At 56.8% G+C, this 21,227-nt stretch carries 11 protein-coding genes, 1 tRNA gene and 5 pseudogenes; 2 read left to right on the top strand and 15 right to left on the bottom strand.

All coding sequences use genetic code 11. From position 1 onward, the window contains the following. Positions 1–895: 895 nt before the first annotated feature. The 5 genes and pseudogenes from ML_RS01335 to ML_RS01320 all read right to left on the bottom strand — a co-directional run bounded on the left by ML_RS01335 (position 896) and on the right by ML_RS01320 (position 6,624). On the bottom strand, positions 896–1,333 hold the full coding sequence (locus tag ML_RS01335; RefSeq protein ID WP_111480954.1) for an FAD-dependent monooxygenase: 438 nt from the start codon (positions 1,331–1,333) through the stop codon (positions 896–898). 444 nt (positions 1,334–1,777) lie between these two features. Next, a pseudogene (locus tag ML_RS18380) lies at positions 1,778–2,552 on the bottom strand (DUF427 domain-containing protein). A gap of 381 nt (positions 2,553–2,933) precedes the next feature. Further along, positions 2,934–3,691, bottom strand: a pseudogene (locus ML_RS14725) (hypothetical protein). Positions 3,692–4,808: 1,117 nt separating this feature from the next. Then, positions 4,809–4,882, bottom strand: a tRNA-Leu gene (locus tag ML_RS01325). A 1,544-nt stretch (positions 4,883–6,426) separates the two neighbouring features. After that, complete coding sequence (locus ML_RS01320) at positions 6,427–6,624, bottom strand: hypothetical protein (protein ID WP_145985160.1); 198 nt, start codon at positions 6,622–6,624, stop codon at positions 6,427–6,429. A gap of 347 nt (positions 6,625–6,971) precedes the next feature. Between ML_RS01320 and ML_RS01315 the strand changes: the two are divergent. Then, positions 6,972–7,269, top strand: a pseudogene (locus ML_RS01315) (WXG100 family type VII secretion target). Between the two features lie 797 nt (positions 7,270–8,066). Then, positions 8,067–8,673: pseudogene (locus tag ML_RS14720) on the top strand (response regulator); the annotation flags it as partial. 751 nt (positions 8,674–9,424) lie between these two features. On the opposite strand, the gene ML_RS01310 reads toward ML_RS14720, so the two are convergent. From ML_RS01310 to mfd, 10 genes and pseudogenes are all read right to left on the bottom strand, one after another. Further along, entirely contained in the window at positions 9,425–9,577 is a 153-nt protein-coding gene (locus tag ML_RS01310; RefSeq protein ID WP_156511845.1) for a hypothetical protein, read from the bottom strand. A 1,457-nt stretch (positions 9,578–11,034) separates the two neighbouring features. Then, a complete protein-coding gene (locus ML_RS18375; RefSeq protein WP_111480951.1) occupies positions 11,035–11,268 on the bottom strand; it encodes an MMPL family transporter in 234 nt (77 codons plus the stop codon). Positions 11,269–11,475: 207 nt separating this feature from the next. After that, positions 11,476–11,691 carry a hypothetical protein gene (locus tag ML_RS14715; RefSeq protein ID WP_049769627.1) on the bottom strand — a complete coding sequence of 72 codons (216 nt, stop codon included), beginning with the start codon at positions 11,689–11,691 and terminating at the stop codon, positions 11,476–11,478. Positions 11,692–11,963: 272 nt separating this feature from the next. Next, complete coding sequence (locus tag ML_RS01300; RefSeq protein ID WP_010907637.1) at positions 11,964–12,917, bottom strand: Ppx/GppA phosphatase family protein; 954 nt, start codon at positions 12,915–12,917, stop codon at positions 11,964–11,966. After that, positions 12,914–13,417 carry a DUF501 domain-containing protein gene (locus ML_RS01295; RefSeq protein WP_010907636.1) on the bottom strand — a complete coding sequence of 168 codons (504 nt, stop codon included), beginning with the start codon at positions 13,415–13,417 and terminating at the stop codon, positions 12,914–12,916. Before ML_RS01295 ends, ML_RS01300 begins: the two co-directional genes overlap by 4 nt. Next, positions 13,410–14,093, bottom strand: a complete 684-nt coding sequence (locus tag ML_RS01290; RefSeq protein WP_010907635.1) for an FtsB family cell division protein — start codon at positions 14,091–14,093, stop codon at positions 13,410–13,412. Before ML_RS01290 ends, ML_RS01295 begins: the two co-directional genes overlap by 8 nt. 34 nt (positions 14,094–14,127) lie before the next feature. After that, positions 14,128–15,417, bottom strand: coding sequence for a phosphopyruvate hydratase (eno, locus tag ML_RS01285; RefSeq protein WP_041323663.1), 1,290 nt, complete (start codon positions 15,415–15,417; stop codon positions 14,128–14,130). 137 nt (positions 15,418–15,554) lie between these two features. Then, a pseudogene (locus ML_RS17700) lies at positions 15,555–16,344 on the bottom strand (lysozyme family protein). Positions 16,345–17,034: 690 nt separating this feature from the next. Next, on the bottom strand, positions 17,035–17,190 hold the full coding sequence (locus ML_RS14710; RefSeq protein ID WP_231846824.1) for a hypothetical protein: 156 nt from the start codon (positions 17,188–17,190) through the stop codon (positions 17,035–17,037). 290 nt (positions 17,191–17,480) lie between these two features. Continuing rightward, positions 17,481–21,155, bottom strand: coding sequence for a transcription-repair coupling factor (mfd, locus tag ML_RS01270; RefSeq protein WP_010907633.1), 3,675 nt, complete (start codon positions 21,153–21,155; stop codon positions 17,481–17,483). Between the last annotated feature and the right edge of the window lie 72 nt (positions 21,156–21,227).

Raw genomic sequence — 21,227 nt, 5'->3', positions numbered from 1 at the left:
TCAATCGGGTTACTGAGCTTGTATTGCTTAGCTATGCAGTGAGCAGTGGGCCAGTGGCTTTAAAGGCCGGCAAGGTGAGCGTTGTGGGCAGCTGCGTACGGAGATAGACATGTGTGCTGGCCAAGAAGTACAGTCCCGAACAAATTGTGGGGGTGTTGGCCCAAAACCTATCCCGACCGGCCCGAAAGATGCAGGTGTCCTATAAAACACTTCAACATCGAGTCCAAGCTCAACCAACATGTGCGCACTGGGTGGATGTTCCGCACGCTGAGGGCACAGCACGCTAAAACCGGGCACCACCATTATTCTCTAGGTATGGCCACCACCAGTGCACGTCCCGCGAAAACTACACGACCGTGTGGTGCTCTAACCTCATAGCATTGGGCGGATGATGTAATCATCGGCAAAAATTAGACCCCCAAATCGGCGCCCTGGCCGAACACAAGTAGCGGATTCGTGCAGCTGCTACACCTATCCAAGGACCACAGCACTGATGTGATCACTGCGGCCATGATCAACCACAAGACAACGCCCTACCACAGAATCGCTGTACAACCCCAGCGTGAGACCAAGACCTCGAAACGACTCTCATACCCGCATCACCACGGCATCGATACCGACCTTTGCGACCTGACGCACCGACCCGCCAATACACTGACCCACCACCCTTTACTCCACCCCCACAACGAGTCCGCGCTAACATTAACCTCAACACAACCGCCAGTAGTCACCACCCAGCGAGCCCGGTAATCGAGCAAGTAGCCGACACAGGGTGTTCTAGAGCATTAGCAAAGTCACGGTAGCCTTGCCGGGAACCGGATCGTCGCCGAACTCCATCGTCACGACCAGCGAGCACCCCAGCTACAGGTCGAGCAAAAGCACCAACACCCCTTGCTCAAATCGGTGGTGCCCGGATGACAAGGGACCGAAAACAGATATAAAGGATACTGCCTACGCCAAACCCGAAGACGCCGACAACGCTGTCGACGGCACGAAGGTGATCGGGAATGTGCACGTTACTGGCATGAATAACGACAGAAGCGGTATTCTCGGGGAACTCGATCCTAACGTTCTTGCGGACACAGCTGTGCGAGCCGTCGGCGGCGAGTATGTACCTGATGGTGAGTGTATAGCCTCCGTCAGGTCCGACAACCACCAACGTGATGCCGCTGTCCCCGACCAACTGGGTGAGTTCGCGACGCCAGCGGACGGCGACGCCGAGACTGCGAGTGCATCGTTCCAGTAGCCGCACTAAACCGTAGCTGCCACATCGGCAACACAATGCATCGGATTGCCTAGCTCCTGAGCATAAACCAATGGAATCACGACGCACACACCACCCACAACCGGCTGATGTGCACCAGACTAACCACCGAACTCGTGATAGAGCCCACGCATATCAATCATCCGAATTAACTAGCCGCCAAAGTCATTGGCTTTGCACTCTATTGCCGGGATTGGCGAAACAATCCGGCACAATCGGTTGCACGCCGCACAACGCCAGTTCACATGCGATCATTAGACCGTTTGAGTCCGCACCGGAAACGACTACGTCAACCAGCTTTCCCCTATCGTAGGTACTCTTCACCACTAACCGTCGAAACAGCGTTGTCTATCCAGATTCTGCACTGAGAGAACCAGACCTTGCCGTCGCCGCTCTTCCAGGTGGCAACACCAGCAATGACGGCTCGGCGCGACGTACTCGATCTATTACCCGCACGACGAACAACCGGCCGGCAATCAGCTGAATCGGTTACGCTATCGCAGCGGGACCCTACTATCGACGGACAATAATATCGAATTTCTCGTTATAGAAGGACACCGGGCTAGCGATCGACGTAACAGGAAGTAATGGTATACTATTACGTCGACGCCAGACCCGGAAACAGGATACATCTGGTGTCTCTCCCACACTGACCAGTAGCCCAATAGCCCCCCCCCCGTGTATGGATACAGCTTCTGCATCGAGCTGGGTTCTACATGTTCGAAGGCGGCATCGCCCGGATCGATATAATCCCTCGTTGGTAAAATGGTTTCGAATAGCAGGACAGTAGATCGAGTATCGGCGAAGATGACTGTCCAGCTCTCCCCGAACATGGCGGTGCGTGCGGCGACCGTCGATCTACGAATGCGGGTTGCGTGAGGGACCATAGATCGGCTTGTCCTTTTCGACCCACCGCAGCCGATCCCTGTCGAATCGCACGGTGCCCACTACGGGGCGGTCGCCCTCGATGTCAAACACTCGCGCGGCTGACTGGTGGCTCTGGCAAGCCCCAAACGCCAAGTGCAGCCACGACGGCCACAACTACACACACTGTGGGTGGCTCTCATCGCGCAAGAACCCCGCGCAGCCATCCGCCAGTGCCATATAGTTAATAAAGATCATGAAAATTTTACCACACATAACGCGTATGTGCTATGTGTGTAGTAGTGACAACTAGTGCCGAGTCAAGATAGCAACGAATTCGAAGAGGTGCGAACTGGCTTTTTCTTCGCACAGCTACCATTTGAGGGCAGTTACAGTTCCCCCCAAAAATTATGCCGGTGGTCATATGTCACCTACTGGTCCTTGGAGGAAAGAGAGTTCGGACGATCACGCACAATCGCTGTGCGGTTCAATGCTAACGCGCTCGGCCCGGTAAGCCTCGATTTGGTCGCGGCCATTATTGGTAATGGTGACTGTTTCTCCGCGAATAGCATCTGTTGGGTGCGTTCACAGCGGTGCCCCTATGTTGTTTGGTCGCAACAAAATGTGGAACGCACACAGATATCCGGGTGTACCCCGCCGCAACTAAACATATCCAAGCGTAAACATATCCAAGCGGCGGAGCCGCTGAACAGGTCTTCGGAGCAGATCGACTGTAGCACGTTTTGGTGGAAACGGTACCGAGTTGGGGTGTTGTCTCCTGTCGCCACTCGCGGACCTTGTCGATCTAGGGCCACAATTTTCGGGAATCGTCCCCGGTCAGCGGTGTTTCCATCCCTCCGACCGTCACGTCGTAGGCCTAAGTTATACTTGCGCCGACTTCGCGTTTGGCATGTTCCTGCGCATCGATGGTGGCTTCGTCGTAGGCAACGAACGATACTTCCCAGGAGAGATCGCCGACTTCGGCTAGCATCCGGTCGAGCAAAAAAACGCGACGTTATCACCGCCACACCAAACAACGAAAACAGAATAACCCCTTAGCAGACGAAGGTACAACGAAGTCCTAGTATCTAGGATAGTGACGTAGGTTCCCGCCAGGCCCTGCACGATCGGTGGGATCGCCGACGAGACTGTAATGCCGGCTAAAGCGGCACCCTAAATCCAGGTGAGTAGCGTAACGATCCGGGCGAACAGCTGAGTCTTGACCACGTCGTCAGGCCGTTCCGCGGCTGCGAAGTCACGCACAAACAGTTCGCCGGTCAGCTGGCCAATGAGCACCACCCACAAGATCCCGGCGATGCTAAACTGCTTTATCCAGCTGGTGGTGAACGACTCGGTGAGCGCAAATACCAAAACTGTCAGCACCAAAAACTTTGGAAAGTACTCGATTCCGAGCGCATGTTGGCGTTTTCCGGTGACGCTGTCACTCAGCCTATAGCCGCGACAGCGATTGCCAATGCTACCAACACTTCAGCGGTAAAGGGGACGTTACCAACCAGCACCCCAATAGACGATCCACGGCGCAAAGCCAAACAGCACGCTCACACTGAGTCAGTGCATGGGCATTGACCCCGATTGGCGTCTAGGTACAAACAATGCGGCAGCGTTAGCTGCCAAACAGACTTATTACCCGTTGCTGGACAAGCGATTTCAATTACATGCCCAACAGATTACCGGTGACCGGGTGTTTGAACCTTACCAACGGATAACCAAGTAACTAGCGTAGTTAGCGCAACACAGATTCCCGACGATATCCAGATCCGGCAAGCGGAGCCCCCAGACTACGACCGCGTCGTGAAGATGCACTAACCGAGTAGGCGACAGTCCTACGCCGGAATCCTGACACCCTATGTGCTTGACATGTTCAGTGAGCAAAACTGGAGCTACGACGGGCATGCCCACAAGCTAAATCGACTTGGGTAGTCAATGTGGCTTGCCGAGACCGACTAACAGGCTCATCGGCATAAGCATCTTTGGACCAGAGCCAGTTAACCCCCATAATCTCAAAATCAACGCGCTCTATATCGCAATAGAAAACCAAGGCGAGATGTCCGAAGCGTCTTGCTTGACAATGCTGTCCGCTCACAGTCCGAAGATGACGTCGACTTGTGTTACGCCAAAGAGAGTTATCGAGCGCACTACTTCTACTCGTTTTACGAGAACAAAGGCTTCACCCCTCGATGGCCGGTACTTCGCATGTACGGTGATACTTGGTGTCGTCAAGGCACCCTAGATGGATTAGACACTTCACCGATCAAGGCAGTCCCCATTACCCCCTCCCCACGCAGCCGCCGCGCTCGCCAGCTAACTAACCCTGAACTTCCAGGCCCAGGCGCCACCAGCAAAGCGACATCTCTAATATGACGTTGCCAGTCAACCCCGGCACCAATGCCAAATATGACAGTCAGAATACCCCCTCCCCATGTTTCTGACCTGTTTGCGAAGGAATCGGCTCGTTTGACATAACGTCCCACCTGCTTTGGATGCAGCTGGGTGATCGCTATGCTGCTGCCACACCGATCGTTGACACCAACTCCTAGAATGCGCTAGTGGCCATCACCTTCGCAGACACAGCTGAGATTGACGCTTGCGCCATGCCAACAGCACCGCAAGCCTAATCTCCAACCTTCCGGTTGCATCGGCACAGCCTGCGTGTTACCAGTGCCCCCAGTCGGACTCGAACCGACACTTGACGGATTTTAAGTCCGCTGCCTCTGCCAATTGGGCTATGGGGGCCCGGCGAAGAATCTAACGTGCGGAAGCCGTTTCTGGGACATTGCATCCCAAAGCGATGTCGCCGCGTTACCCGACGTGCGTTGAAGCTTCGTTTAGCGAGCGATCCGCACGCCACGCGCATTAACCGGTGCCTCCAATGGGAACCAGATGATGCCGCCATGTCCAGTCCGATCGGAGCTTGTTAAAACTGCCCGCGTCGGCGCTAAGAACGTCGTAAATATCAGTTCCCCTGAACCTTTCGTCAGAACTGCGAAGACGTAGATCACTGCCCTTACAACAATACACAGGGGAACCTACGCAAACACAAAGTCGGTCCGATCCCTGGGTTGGAAGCGTCACACCGTAGGAACAATTGATGTTATTTCTAAAAGCGATATCCAAAGAGTTAGCCACCACTGCGACACAACTAGCAACGATAGGCAGTTCACTGATAGCGGAAAACCCATGCACAGTCGCCCAGAACCCGGCAGCCCCACGGCCGCCGACTAGATATACGCCCTGGAGAAAAAGATCCTTGCTACCTATGGCGCTCTTTATCAACAGTTCGCTGCCGAAACCCAAGCGATTCAAGAGCAATTTATAAACACCTTGGGACTCACGCCAGTACGTATGGAACCGCTTAAGCCGCCAACGCATCCTCGGCCAGTGCTGGGTCCTGATGGACCCATCAATGCCCTGATCTAACTATCAACTAGATGGACACAATGGTCGAGACCACTGTCAGCAGCGCCAGCAGCAACCTGTTGATCCTGTATGTTAACTTGGCGAACTTGCTAAACTATGAGGATGGGAACTGGTCCTCCGCTATGTCGTTCATGACTGGGATAGCGAGTGGCGGTCTAATTCCAGTTGACGCTAGGGACGCCGCCAGTGCAGCAGGGTCGCCGCGGACCTCACCGGAACGACGAGGCCGGCCGGCCTCTGGTGTGGCTCACACAGGCATAGGGCCAATGCCGATTGCCGCGGGCGGAATTGAGCAATTCAGCCGTCCTACATAATATGGAGTCAATCGACACCAGGTTAACCGGCGAACAATGGACCTGCGCGGGAACGACAGCAGCCCAACCATATGTGAACTAGCTTAGCACCACAACGGCGGCCGCTTATGAGAAGTCGTTTATGGTGACGCTGCCCCCAGAGGCGATCACCGCCAATAAGACGTTGCTGGCCGGTTTTTGGTAACGACGAACTCCTGTGGGTATCAACACGCCAGTAAGCATGGCCACCGCGGCTCACTACGTCGAGATGTGGGTCTAAAACGCCGCCGAAAATACCTACGCGGCCTACTCACTCCAGCCGCTGAGGCCGGCGACACAGGCCACTAATCCTGGTGAGACGGCCCTGCAACCTAACGCAGTTAGCCGGCCTGGGGGCGTCCTCCCCAATCCGGGGGTGGCTTTCCACTCTAACCTCTAGCCTGCAAACGCGGTGTGGTTGCTTGCTAATCTGACTGCTCCTGGTTCGACTGTATGGAGCCTTTTGCTCCCCGAAATGCAAGCTTTCGAGAATGCAGTCAACGGTCTTTTGTTGACTCTAATTGATACTTAATGGATGGCGTCCAGCAAGTCTGCCACTACGGCTTGGTGCGTTGGCACCACCATTCCGACCACAGTGCCGCTGGAACATACACTTGGCACCGTAGCGCCAGCAGTTGTCGCCAGTGACGTTGTTGGCGCTTCAGGTGCGACCACCGCAGGGAAAGCGGCGTTGGCGAATATGGCAGTGCCGACAAGCTTAGGCAACGCGCCGCTCGTCGGACCCGGACTCGGCGACCACTCCAACTAGAGGGCAGTAGCTGGATCGTACCCAACTAAGCCGAATCGGTCACCGGGATGTTCGAGTAGACTGGGTATGACAGCGACCGCCAAGGGCGCCAGCGCGTATGCCGGGCCGCGATAAGGGTTCAAGCCCATCGTCATGCCCAAGCAGATCGTGGTCTGATGCGAAAAATAGGGATATGCCATGCATTCGAGACCATTAGTTAACCGCTAAGCCGTAACCTAGCCGTTATGCGGTTTCCGCTGCACCTATTACAAACACAAATGATTTCGACAAACTAAAGACTGTACGATCAAGAGAGTAGAGCAACATGGCACCACGTTTTATGACCGATCCGCACGCGATGCGGGACATGGTGAGCCGACTTGAGATGCAAGCCCAAACGGTCGAGGGCGAGGCCCTCAAGATGTGGGCTTCGTCACTGAATATCGCGGGCTCTGGCTGGAGTGGGACTTAACAGGCGACTTCCTACGACACTATGGAGCAGATGAATCAAGCGTTTCGCAACATCGTGAACGTGCTGCACGGGGTACGCGACGGCCTAGTGCGCACGCGCCAACAACTACGAGCAACTAGAGCAAGCATTGCAACGTCTCCTGGACAGCTAGCCATTAACATGTCAGGAGCGCTATCACAATGATCATCAGTTCAGCGATGTCGATGCCCATAGGGCCATCATCCGTAATGTGCTTACTGTCGAAGATTTTGGGCCGGATCCATTGATTTACAAGCACGCCCACTCCCAAAAGTTACAGACCTCCTGTAACACAACATGGCCAGCACCGACAACGCCGTAGAAGCCAATAAGCCTGACACCACACAACGAAAGTCACGCATACGAAGCGGTGTGCAGGCCTTTCGTGTGTACTGGGAAACAGCCTTACCCAACCAGCAAACACCGAATCAGCTTGGCGCGGAATACAACCTGCTGCCCCATACCTCGGGCTCGCGCCCGGCCATACTCCCTGTTGCCAGCCTGGAAACGCCCACACCCGCCGTCAACACCGGGGCCGTGCCGAACTGAGATGACCGCCCGCCACCGTGCCTGTCCGCACGCGGGCTGAGACGGACTTGCCGTCGAACTGCATGGCGCCAACAGTGGTTACCAGTCGGTGCTCTCGGGTCTGACAGACGAATCATGGCTGGGCCTGGAGTTGACGTCAATTGTGGCCGATCCATAAGACAAATAAATATACATAACAGTATTTTTTTGGCTTACTATCTACATTAAGAAGACTGATACAGCACTAGTAAACACATAGGTGCTCGGACTCCAGCCCGAAATTGGGTAATGCATCCATATTGGATAATTTACGATAATCAGATTACGTGCTCAAGAAAAATGAGGAAAATACCGCAATGTCGGGATGTGAGTAGCTAGGATCCTCTTGGGCAGCTGCCTTAGATCTATCAGGCCACCGGAACACCGATCCGAGTTTTGCTGGTCGACAACGATCCGGCGTTGACCAACCCGGTGAAGATGGCCCTACACTATGAAGGCCGGGCGATGTAAAGCGTACACAACGGACACGAAGCCCTAACCAAGTTTGACAAGGTCAGCCCCTGACATACTGGTCCTTGACATCGTGCTCCCCGACATGGAAGTACTACGAATTCTACAGCAAATCCAAGCGTCCAACCGTACACCCCGACGCTGTTCCTTAACGCGCGCAACTCGGTCAGGAACCGAGTAACCAACCTAAACTGTAGGTAACTAACGACGACATGACCAAGCCGTTCAGCCTCGAGGAGCTGATCGCTCGACTCCGTGGGTTGTTGCGGCGCTCCACCAAGCTACCCCCCACTCGCAGCCGAGGTCCTCAAAGTCGGCGACTTGCAAGTCGACACCGCCAGACGCATGAGTTACCCGGCAGCGGCACGCCGATATCGCTGCTGCCATCGACCAGGTCTGGAACTACGCCTTCGCTAGGCGCACCAAACATCGTCGATCTATCCATCTCTTATTGGAGGAAATGATCGACTCCGGTAAGAAACCGATGATCCATACCGTCTGCGCCAATTCTGCGGCCACCGGAATAACTCCCGAACGCCTCCATATGGCGACAGACCGAAACGTCCGATCCAGAAAAGTTCCTATAATGACTCACCCGTTCCGTTGCGCCACCAGGTTGCTGTTAGGCGTACGAGCTGTCGTCAGTGTAGTGCTTGGTAGCCGTCGGCGTCGTCTTCGTGCTGAGCCCACGCAGGTATGTCACCGCGATAAATACGCAACGGTCACCGAGGGTCTGCACACATTAGATAACCCATACGCTAGATGCCTCAACGGCGAACATACTTCTGCACATGCCAATACTTCGCCGTTGTAAAAGGCGCAGCTGGAATTCACCGAACAGACGCCCGTAAACCTTAACCGTGCTAAACAACGGCGTCATGGTAGGCTTGGCAAGCTTCTTCTCCGAAAACCAGCCGCGCCCCGCGCCGCTCGACGCGGTACGCGCTCTCGAAACGCAGATGTGAATGACGGCCTGACCCATACCGAAAACCTCGGCAGCCGGGAACCCTAGCGGGTTGACTGCCGTGTGGAAGGATCCCGACATCCTTGTCGTCGGCGTGTCGCTCCTACCCTCACCAACCAAATCATTGCACGAAAGAACATAACCACCATCGTTCTTATGGCTAGCGCACCGCTGGTCACGGCGGCGCTCACGGTTCGGGTGGGGCCCCGGATACACCCTTCGCCCGTTACGCCGGAGTCATCGCGGAGCTACCCACGATACCCTTTACCAGCGATGGCGACTTAGCCTAACTGGTGATTCCCGCAGTGAACAAACGCGGAAGCGCGACTCGACGCACCGTTGGATCGATTACCTGCCTGACAAACCGGTATAGAGCCGAGGTGAGCACGCCCAACGCCACCAATTCGTCAGCAACCTGCTCAGCAACGCCCGAGTACACACGCCGCCGGGCGTAACAGTGACGACGAGCTCACTCGTCAACGCGGCGACCCCAGTGGGCCAGACGACAAACGGGCGATTAGTAACGATGGGTCTGACAGTTGACGTCGACACCCTGCCACGGCTATTCAAGCAGTTCGTCTGCTCGGGCAAATCCTGGGATAATGGGTTAGGCAATAGCTTGAGCCAGGCCATCGTAAGCTGGATCGTCAAGGCGCATCATGGCTCGGTTATCACCGAATCAGCTAACAACCGAACAATTTTCAGGTGAGACTTCCGATTACGAATTCCTGACTAGTCCTCTACACTCGGCACGCCCGCCAAGGAGTCCTCGGTGAATTGCAGGGTCTCCGTCCCACTCCAAGCTACTCAATACGTCAAATATCGACTGAAATGGCCAGAATGTTAACATAACTAAGCAGCTTTTACCCGATATAAATAGCTGCGATTTGGTCACCCAAAATAGTCAAATCTGCGATATTATTTTGTGTACCAAATTAGCTATTTCTCACATCTCTACAGTATCATCATCCAGGCGGTATATATTCTCGAAATTCGATGAAAAAGTGTCCATATTTCTATATAGTAGCCGTTTTTTAGCTATCTAGTGAGCATACTTTACGCAATTCATTCATACGTTAGTACTAAACAATAAAAACTGTACATGAACATGTGTTCCACATGCCGATCTAAAACAGTATTTGCGGGTGATGGATTGCTGTTTAGTCGGATCGGAAAATGGTCGGCACACGCCAGATTAGCGTAACGCGAAATATTCCTTTATCCAGCTTGTCCAGTATCAAAAAATCCGCCGTATTTAGCATATTATTATCCAATTTTATCGTATAAAATATCTGGCTTCATACGGGCAGAGTAGAAGTGATTATTCGTGACAGAAAATCCTTCATTTTCCGGAGCGAAGTTGGGTAAATATTCCAGGTCATTGTAGTTGATCATAAATCACAGAAGCCCGAAAGCCGACAAGAGCAATCACCATTGCTGACAGTCAGAACGGGCAGGGGGTAGCGAACTACCACAGTGCCAACTCACCGTCAAAAACAAACTTTAATAAAAAATTTTGAAGTCGAACAGGACAAAACGGCTTCCAACAACCAGCATTCTTGTCCACCATTTCAACGCGGACCGCCAAAGTAATCAGCATCCTCTACCCGCGGTGAGAATCGCCAGGCTCCTAAAAGAGGGCCTCCGGGCAAATTCGAGTCACAAAATAGCACCAGCAATAGTCAAGTCAGTTCCCAAAATGATATGAACGGCTACGCGGTACATGATATAAAAGGCGGACCCTTTAGTTTCGCCGGCCTGGTTCTCCTCTTGATACTGCCTCTGAAGAGGAAACTCCCGTAATCCTTGCCGGTCTAAAATATAAACGACCTAACAAGGTGGTAAGACCAACTGCACCGCTATGCATGAGAAGATCGGCAACTGCACGTACCACAGTCAATTAAACTGTGACCATGAACGACAAAGCAATGATGCTAATGACCGAACGATAGAAAAATAGCAACACAACAAAATAACAACGACCGAAGCCACGGCGATCTCGAACACCAATGTCTCACCACTGCGCCGCATATCCACAATAAGTGGCGATGCCCCTGTTACATAAGTCTGAATACCAGGCAGAGCAGGTATATATGCGACGATCTTACGGACGGCATTCACGGGATTCATTGACCAGCTGCTCTCCTCGATTACCCGCCAGAAGCAATGGTACAGATACGTCCTTAATATAGTTGCTTTGCGCGCCTGCCGCAATTATGGTATCAGCATAGAAATCTAGCACGTTTTAACGTGCTGCTACCAGTTCTGTATCATTACGTCGTAATACTTATGAGCTGCGTCACCTAGCAGTTGGTTACTCTCCAACACGGTTATCGCTTAAACTATCGGCATTCCCTTCGTGGAACACCTGACCAATGTACCGAACGCGCCTTGCTCGACCACTTCCAGCGATGGCACGAAGACAGTGAGAACAACGCAAATAGCCAGCCAATCCAAAATTATGGACACCGCAAAAGCGTGGACTGTCCGCTCGATTGACCGCTTCTCCGCGTGCACATGGGTAGCGGAGTCATTCGTATAATCGACCGTCATGCAGATTGCACCCTGCAGTAACCGTTAACTTCGTCGAAGGGCCTTGGCAAGTTTTTTAAAAAAAACTTGTGAAGCAGTCGATGCTAATTTTTTCGACAACAGAATGTAGCAGCGAAACGGTTGGTTATATCGGTTCGCCATTGGGGTGCACTCATCAGTGGAGACAGGTCAACTCCTCTATGTCCGCGCGAACCACAAACCGTTGGTCAACCTTAAGCAACCCACCACTCGGTCAACAATTCTGCGGTACCAGCCGTGACATCGACCGGAGCTTACCCCGCGATCGAGAGCACGATGCCATCCAGAATGTCACGTTCGCTGACGATCAGCTCGTCGATTCCCGCCCAGGTACGCAGCTCGCGCACCAACTCCTGGACCAGGACCGCACCACCGCCGATCACGTCGGCCCGGCTCGCATGCATCGACGGCAGCGCGACGCGCTGTACGCGCGTCATGCCGATCAGCCTGTCACAGACTTCCATGAGATCACTGCCGCGCACTCGCGAAAGATGAATGGCCGCAGCGTCGTACGTCATCATATTCTGTGCCAGGGCAGACAGTGTGGTCATCGTCCCAGCCAGCCCAACCCAGGTCCGTGCTTGCTCAACCGATACCATCTGCAATGCCACTTCGAGCCGTTCACGTACCACCTTGCGGGCCGCAGCGACTTCCTCGGGTGTCGGCGGATCGGAGTGCAAACAACGTTCTGTAAGCCGCACGCAGCCGATGTCGGCCGAATAGCTCGCCACGACCCCGCACTCCGCCGAACCACCACCAAGAACGATCTCGGTAGATCCACCACCTAAGTCGATAACGACGAAAGGCGCACCAGCGCTATCTAATTCGCCGACAGCACCATCAAAAGACAGGTCAGCTTCCTCGGCCCCGGTGATCACCTCCGCTACAGATCCAGGGATCACGGTGCCAAGCACGTCGGCTGTCATTGCAAAGAGCACATCACGATTGACGACATCGCGCGCGGCCGACGTGGCAACCATGCGCACCCGTTCGACGCGGTGAGCACTTAGCAGCGCAGTATAATCGACCAGCGCGGCCCGGGTCCGGGCAATCGCGTCCAGCGCAAACTCGCCCGTTGCGTCGACTCCTTGTCCCAGCCGCACGATCCTCATCTCACGATGCACATCGCGCAACTTCCTGCCCGCCACATCGGCAATCAGCAACCGAATCGAGTTGGTACCACAGTCAATCGCGGCGACCCGACTCACCGGTCACATTCCTTCCATTGCCCTGCTACTAGGGTCGCAGCCGTCTTCGGATCGGCGGCCAACAGCGCGAGCACCTCGTCACCGAGCGAGTTCAACCCGGGCCCCTTGGCCAGCGAATGAGCAATCAGCACGTGCAGACACTTAACCCGGTCGGGCATACCTCCAGCAGAGAACGTGGTCCCCAGCGACTCGATTGCATCCCGCTCGGTCAGATACGATTCGTGTGCTCGTCGATACCCGGCAGCCAGCTCGGGATCCTGGCCCAGTCGCTCGGTCATCTCGCGCATCAGTCCGGTCGATTCCAGCCGGCTCGCTGCGGCAATGAGGACCGGATGCGTTAGGTAATACAACGTCGGAAACGGGGTGCCGTCATCAAGTTTCGGAGCGGTTTTGACAACACCGGGCTCACCGCTGGGGCAACGGTAGGCGATCTCGAGGACCCCGCGAGGCTCGCGACCTAGGTGCCGAGCCACTGCTTCCAGATCGGCACGGTCAACCACCGGACGTAGTGGATAGCGGAGTGAGTGAAAACGGCGGCGTGCCGGCACCTGGCGGTAGGTGCGGAGCATCAGCGATATTATGCCATAGCGAAGTGTACCACGGGTCGTTGTTGGCTGGTTTCGCGGCGCGGCCCCCTGGTTGCGAGGACACCGCAGCCGTCGATGGAAGCTGGACTTGAAACGGCACATCTCCGGGCATCACAAAACCGAGGCGCTCGCGGGCCCGCGCCGCAATGTAGGCCGAGTCAGCGAGTTTGCCTTTCTGCTGCTCGAGATCTGCAATTTGGCGGCGCAATGTGGCTTCGGTTGCCGCCAACTGCTCTATCTCGGCGTGTTGCGCGAAGTAGGTGCGTACAGGCCCGGCAATGGTCAGTGTCAGCACACAAACAACGGCGGCCAGCACCGCCGCGCGCCGCGCGGTAAAACCCAACTGCTGATCGGACCGCCGTTCACGGGATTCGATGATCGACTGTCTGATAGGCTCAACCACATGCTGAGTCAGCATCCGCGTCGAGTTACGACCGGAGTGGGACGATGCCGGTGTAGTCCGGGAAGGCTTGACGGACAGCTTAGCGACGGGCTTGGTGGAGCGACGACCTCGAACCGAGTCGCCGGCTTTCCCCGGACGCGATGCCGGGGAGCGGCGCTTCGGATCTAGCCGTTTCGCTTCGGACATGGGAAATCTAGCAGTGTTCCTGATTGGCTGTCACTTATCTCGTTTCCACGACGTATCGCAGAAATGCCAGATCGCCGGCATAGCGGGCGGCGTCGCCGAGCTCCTCTTCAATCCGCAGCAGCTGGTTATATTTAGCGACGCGCTCACTGCGGGCGGGCGCTCCCGTCTTAATTTGCCCGCTACCGAGAGCCACGACCAGGTCAGCGATCATCGTGTCCTCGGTCTCGCCACTGCGGTGGCTGATCATCGTGCGATATCCGCTGTGATGTGCCAACGCAACAGCTTCGAGCGTCTCGGTCAACGTGCCTATCTGGTTCACCTTGACCAGCAACGCGTTTGCCACACCGCGACCGATGCCCTCCTCCAGTCTCTCAGGATTGGTGGCAAAGATGTCGTCCCCGACGATCTGCACCTGTTCCCCTATCGACGCCGTCAGAGCAGCCCAACCGTCCCAATCATCTTCGGACAGCGGATCTTCGATGGACACCAGTGGGTATGAACCCAGCAAGTCGGCATAAAACTCAGTCATCTGGTCGGCAGTGTGGGTCATGCCCTCGAAATGGTAGCCGATGCCGTCCGTGTAGAACTCGGTGGCTGCCGCATCAAGGGCCAATGCCACATCGGCACCCGGCTTAAAACCCGCCGCTTCAATAGCTAAGGTGACCAAGTCCAGCGCCGCGGTGGTTCCGGCCACTTCAGGGGCAAAGCCACCCTCATCACCCAGGCCGGTGCTTAACCCTTTTTTCTTCAGAACCGATTTGAGAGCGTGATATACCTCGGCGCCCCAACGCAGCGCCTCAACGAAACTGGGTGCCCCGATCGGTGCCACCATGAACTCCTGCACATCAACAGCAGTGTCGGCGTGCGCGCCGCCGTTGAGAATGTTCATCATAGGCACCGGAAGGATATGTGCGTTAGACCCTCCAATATAACGGAACAGCGGCAATTCCGCTGAATCGGCGGCTGCCTTGGCGACGGCCAGCGAGACACCCAGGATCGCGTTACCACCCAATCGGGACTTGTCGGGGGTGCCGTCGAGGTCCAGCAGCTCCTGATCGATCAGCCGCTGGTCATTGGCGTTGAGGCCGATCACCACTGGACCGATCTCGTCGAGCACAGCATCCACGGCCCTTTTCACACCCTTGCCACCGTAACGACCGTCGCCGTCACGTAACTCGACGGCCTCATACTCGCCGGTCGATGCGCCCGAAGGCACCGCTGCGCGGGCGAAGGTTCCGTCAATCAGCACCACCTCGACTTCGACCGTGGGGTTGCCGCGGGAATCGAGGATCTCGCGGGCCCCGACCTGCTCGATAACCGGCACCAAGTTCTCCTTATAGTCATGGCTGAGACGTGGACGTCCTGTGGGTGGGCTCAACCCCGCCAGCGAAGAGCCTCCACTGGCGCGTCGGTCCCAGGCCGCCTTTAGCGTAAAGCCTGGATCACCCTAAATCTATTTTTCTACAGCGGGTGACCAGCCGCGTAAGCAGTCGCCTTAATCTCGGACGGCCTGTGCATAGACACACACAGGAGTTGTTGTAGGCGGGCAGCGCAGTGATCCGACCTTCGTGGTGGCGCCAGATCTTTTCCGAGTCAGCACAAACAGCCAGCGGCCGACAACGTGGCGTAGTAAATGTTGTCCGGGCTAGCAACGCCGTCGTTGTTGGCATCGACCCCGTACAACCGCGACGTTTCCGAAATAAACTGCATCGGTACCATCACTCGCGTCCTCCCAGCCATAAGCCTACATACCGCCCTCATCGTTATCGACGACGCGTACGGTGTCGCTGGTACTCTTACTGTTTAAGATGAACACCTTCTTAATAGAAGGGCTAAAGCACTATTGGGTACCAGCGTCGCGCCGCAGTGGGTTCTCCACCTGCACGATGCCAGCCGGCAGGAGCCACGCAATACGGCACTTGGGGTTCTAGACCTCAACGGTGCGGGCAGTATAAGCATAGACCTCCAGCGCGATGACCGGATTGTCGAACGCCGCAAAGCGTTTCTCCGCCCACACACACGCAACTGAACTGATCGGCGGGTCGATCGTCGGCATGGGTGTCCACCGACGGGGCAGGATCTCCGGCTGGAGACGAGACAACGTTCGGAAATGAAAAGGCTAGCGTGGTCAGGTACAGCTGGACGCCAGCAGCGTTACGGTCGCGCCGATCACGGCGACCGTACGCAACCAAGGTATCGGCGATACCACACTACCCTTATGATTCCCCGGCACCGACTTCGGCCTGATCATCGTCCGATCGATTTGCCGATTACCCCGTCGCTGCAGGGCCGTGGCGCACCGACACTGCATCGACTCCAGTGGATTATCGATCAGCTACTAACAACATACAGCTAGTATGGGTATTCGGTGTTGGTTGTATTAATTGATCTAAAGGTCAATTAATACAGGAAAGTCATTATAGCAAACACTATGGTGATTGCTGGTTGGAAATGCGGATGTACCGGTGTTAGCACCGCTTAGACACTTTGGGTTCGGCGTCAAGCTTGGAGTCGTCTCGAGACCCCCGGTATCCGCTGCGCTGTTCTCGTCGGAATCGGCATTCTGCGGCTCGGACTCCTCGCCGACAGCCTAGGTGCCGGATGGCCAGTGGGCGCGCCATGACGTCATCGGCTATCTAGCCGAGTAGAGTTTACGTCAAACTATTTAAGCATGCTTTCGCCGCAGCGCGCGGCGACAATAGCTTCCTCACCGCCGCAGACCGTATACACAAACTCCAAAACAGCTGCGCGACTCAACGTCTACATCACCGGATATCGAGATTAAAGTGATCTGGTTGAGGATCAGGCCAGCAGGCCATCTAGTTTTTTCGGAACGTTGAATCCCCTTTTGCTCCAAAAACTAATGCAGACTGGCCGACACAGACGTCGTCTATCACTGAGTTCCGCTGCTTTTCAGGGTCCGTGCACTCTTCCCACTGAGCTAATTGGTTATCAGGCGAAATTGGCTGACTGCAAGCACTGCCAGTACTCGATGGCACAACTTGCCCATCAGCGCAACAGCGACGTCTTCGACAGTGAAAGGAAGTTGCAGCACGCCCTCTACGATGCAAGCATGGAAGAGAACCTGTAACAACACGTAGCCTAGTTCTTCACGCAACGAGTCGTGGATCTAGTCCCCTTCCCAAAGGCCAGCTGTGCGCAGTTTGTGCATCATCGCGAAGGCGTCGACCAGCCGCTCGCCATGCGGAGCCTCCGGTGCCGAAATCAGCCGGGAACCGGAGGTCGGTCACACAATGACGGCGAGGCGGCTCGGGTCGGACGACAACAACAGCGGCACATCATCACCGGAATGCGCAGGACGCGCCGCCGGCAGTGACCAGGGCAACGCGGGTCAAACAAAACCACGTTCACCGAACCTGTTATTCCTCACTTCGATGTCGGTTCCGGTCCCGTTATGCCAATAACCTTCCTCGGTAGGCCCTGCAGCGCCGTGATCAAGTCAGCCACCGCCTGAACCAATTCCACATCGCGGATACACGGGACACCTAAGGTTCCCCCGGAGCTGCCGGCTCGCGGTATAGGAACCTGGACCGTGGCCGCGGTAGCACGGTACTGCGCTCCGGGATACATCCGCTTTAACCTCACTTGGGCGGAATCTATCAGCCTAATTGGGGACAACCGCATGGTAGAGGCCGACGGGGCGGTCACTTCGATGATGCCCGAGCCTCGACACAGCAGCCGCAACTGAGCCACCGCCACCAACCGCTGGGCCGGCTCTGGCAGTGCCCCGTAGCGATCAATGAGCTCGTCCACAACGGCCGCTACCTCTGTGTCAGAAGACGCCGCGGCCAACCGCCGGTAGCCTTCAAGTCGGAGCCGATCACTGGCGATGTAATCTGGCGGCAGGTGTGCATCCACCGGCAAGTCGATCCGTACATCCTTCGGCTCCTCCGGAGTAATGGCGGTTTTGCCGTCGGCAACGGCTCGGTACGCCTCGACGGCCTCACCCACCAGCCGCACATAAAGGTCGAATCCGACCCCTGCTACGTGCCCGGACTGCTCGACACCTAGCACGTTGCCGGCGCCGCGGATCTCTAGGTCCTTGAGCGCGACCGCCATGCCCGCTCCCAGCTCATTGTTCTGTGCGATGGTCACCAACCGGTCGTAGGCGATCTCCGTCAGCGGCGCCTGCGGCGGGTAGAGGAAGTAGGCGTAACCACGCTCGTGGCTACGGCCGACCCGACCCCGCAGCTGGTGCAGCTGAGACAGACCGAAGGTATCGGCGCGCTCGACGACGAGCGTGTTGGCGTTGGGGATGTCCAAGCCGGTCTCCACGATCGTGGTGCACACTAAGATGTCGTATTCGCGGTTCCAGAACCCCCGCATGGTGGTTTCCAGCAGATCCTCGGGCATCTGCCCATGCGCGACCACCACGCGCGCTTCGGGCACCAAGCCACACACCCGGGCAGCGGCCTGATAGATGGAGCTGACCCGGTTATGCACATAAAACGCCTGCCCATCGCGCAGAAGTTCGCGCCGCAGCGCAGCCGCGACCTGCTTGTCATCGTGCGGCCCTACATAAGTCAAAACCGGGTAGCGCTCTTCGGGCGGCGTCAGGATCGTCGACATCTCGCGAATCCCAGCCAAGCTCATCTCTAGGGTGCGCGGGATCGGGGTGGCGCTCATGGTCAGCACGTCGACGTGGGTGCGCAGCGACTTGATGTGCTCCTTGTGCTCGACGCCGAACCACTGTTCCTCGTCAACCACGACTAGACCCAGATCCTTCCAGCACACCCCGGTCTGCAGCAGCCGATGCGTGCCGATCACGATGTCCACCGACCCCTCGGCAAGGCCGTCGATCACCGCGCGAGACTCGGCGGCGTCGGTGAACCGTGACAACCCCTTGACAGTCACCGGAAATCCGGCCATCCGTTCGGTGAACGTCCGCAGATGCTGGTCGGCCAGCAATGTGGTCGGTACCAATACGGCAACCTGCTTGCCGTCCTGCACTGCCTTGAACGCCGCACGCACCGCGATCTCGGCCTTGCCGTAACCAACGTCACCGCAGATCACTCGGTCCATCGGCACCGACTTTTCCATATCGCCCTTGACCTCGGTGATCGCGGTGAGCTGGTCGACGGTCTCGGTGAAGCCAAACGCGTCCTCCATCTCGGCCTGCCAGGGCGTGTCCGGCCCGAATGCGTGTCCGGGGCTGGCCTGGCGTTTGGCGTATAGCGACACCAATTCACCCGCAATTTCTCGCACCGCGCAGCGGGCCTTGGTCTTGGTATTAGCCCAGTCGCTGCCGCCGAGCCGGCTAAGCGCCGGCGCTTGCCCGCCTACATACCGTGACAACTGATCCAGCGAATCCATCGGAACATACAGCTTGTCGGCCTGCTTACTTTTCTTATTCGAGGCATATTCCAGCACCAGGTACTCGCGACGAGCACCGCCAACGGTGCGCTCAACCATTTCCACGAACCGTCCGATGCCGTGCTGATCATGCACCACCAAGTCACCAGCGGTAAGTGCCAACGGATCGGCGGCGCTGCGCCGCTTGGCCGCCAGCCGCTTGCCCTCGACAGGCGTCGCTCGGCTGCCGGTCAGATCGGCTTCGGTGATGATCACCAGGTTGGCGCCCGGTATAACCACACCATCAAGCAGCGGACCTTTGAGCACCCCGACCAGGCCTGGTCGCAGGCCAAGTCCGGGGGCGGCAGCCGGTTCCAGCATCGCACCCGGAATGTCAGACTCGGCAAGTCGCTCCACCACTCGATGGGCGGTTCCGGTCCCAGGCGTGACGATCGCCGCATATCCACCGGTGGCAACATGCGCACGCAGCATCGCAAAAATGCCGTCGATGGCATGCTGATGCCCACGCGTCGACGGTGCCGCCCGGATGTCGAGCTCCAAAGCCGACTCGTCGGACAGTTGGCTCAAGGTCCACCACGGATGACCGGACCGGATGGCGGCGGCCTGCACGTCGCCTAATTCTACGAACCCCGACCCGTACAGCTGCTCGACATCGACGGGTGCCGCGTTGTCTGCACCTATGGCGGCAACCGACCACGACGCCTCGAGGAATGCTCGATCGGTCTTGATCAAATCGGCGGCCTGAATGCGGACCTTTTCCGGGTCACACAGCAACACCGGCGTGTCAGCAGCGAACTGGTCAGTCAGCAGCGCATAATCGTCAGGACAAAGTACCGGGAGTAGAGCCTCCATCCCGTCGACTGGTATCCCTTCGGCTAGCTTGGCCAACACGTCAGTGACGCTGCCGGAGATGGCAGGTTCCTCTGTCGGTCGCCGTGCAGCCGCCTGCGCGGCCAACTCGACAGCCCGAGCTCGCACGTCGTCGCTGAGCAGCAGTTCCCGGCAGGCTATCGCAACCAACGTGTCAACACCGATCTCGGGAATAGAGCGCTGATCGACCACCGAAAACATCCGCATCTCGGTAATCTCGTCACCCCAGAATTCGACACGCACCGGATGTTCGGCAGTCGGGCCGAAAATATCGAGAATCCCACCGCGGACGGCGAACTCGCCGCGCCGGCCGACCATATCTACCCGGGTATATGCCAGCTCGACCAGGCGCGCGATAACCCGTTCAAAACCGATCTCATCGCCAACGCTCAAGGTAACAGGTTCCACCAAACCCAGCTGCGCTGTCATCGGCTGCAGCAGCGAACGCACCGCGGTCACCACCACCTGCAAGGGTGGACCCAACCGGGCATCGTCGGGATGGGCTAGTCGGCGCAGCACCATCAGCCGGGCACCGACGGTGTCTACACCAGGTGAAAGTCGTTCGTGCGGCAGCGTCTCCCAGGACGGGAACATCGCCACCGCGGCGCCGAAGACACCGCGCAGCTCTGCGGTAAGATTGCTCGCTTCACGACCGGTGGCGGTAACCACCAGCAAGGGACCCAGCCTAGCCAGCGCACTGGCGACGAACAACCGCGCACAGGCAGGGCCAGCCAGGATCAATTCAGCTGGTCTAGTGCCCGCGCGCTCCATGAGCTGGCCGAAGGTCGGCGCAGTGAGTGCCAATTCAACGAGCCCCGCGATTGGGGTGTCTAGGCAAGCAGGCCCCGGTGCGGTCATGATGCCCTATTCTAGGGTCCATCGGGGGCACTAGGGGGCTTCGTCAAGAGCGACCCCGGCGGGCCCGTCACG

The sequence above is a fragment of the Mycobacterium leprae TN genome, assembly GCF_000195855.1.
GTDB lineage: Bacteria > Actinomycetota > Actinomycetes > Mycobacteriales > Mycobacteriaceae > Mycobacterium > Mycobacterium leprae.
The sequence above is the reverse complement of the archived record's forward strand: the minus strand, read 5'-3'. Positions and strand labels throughout refer to the sequence as shown.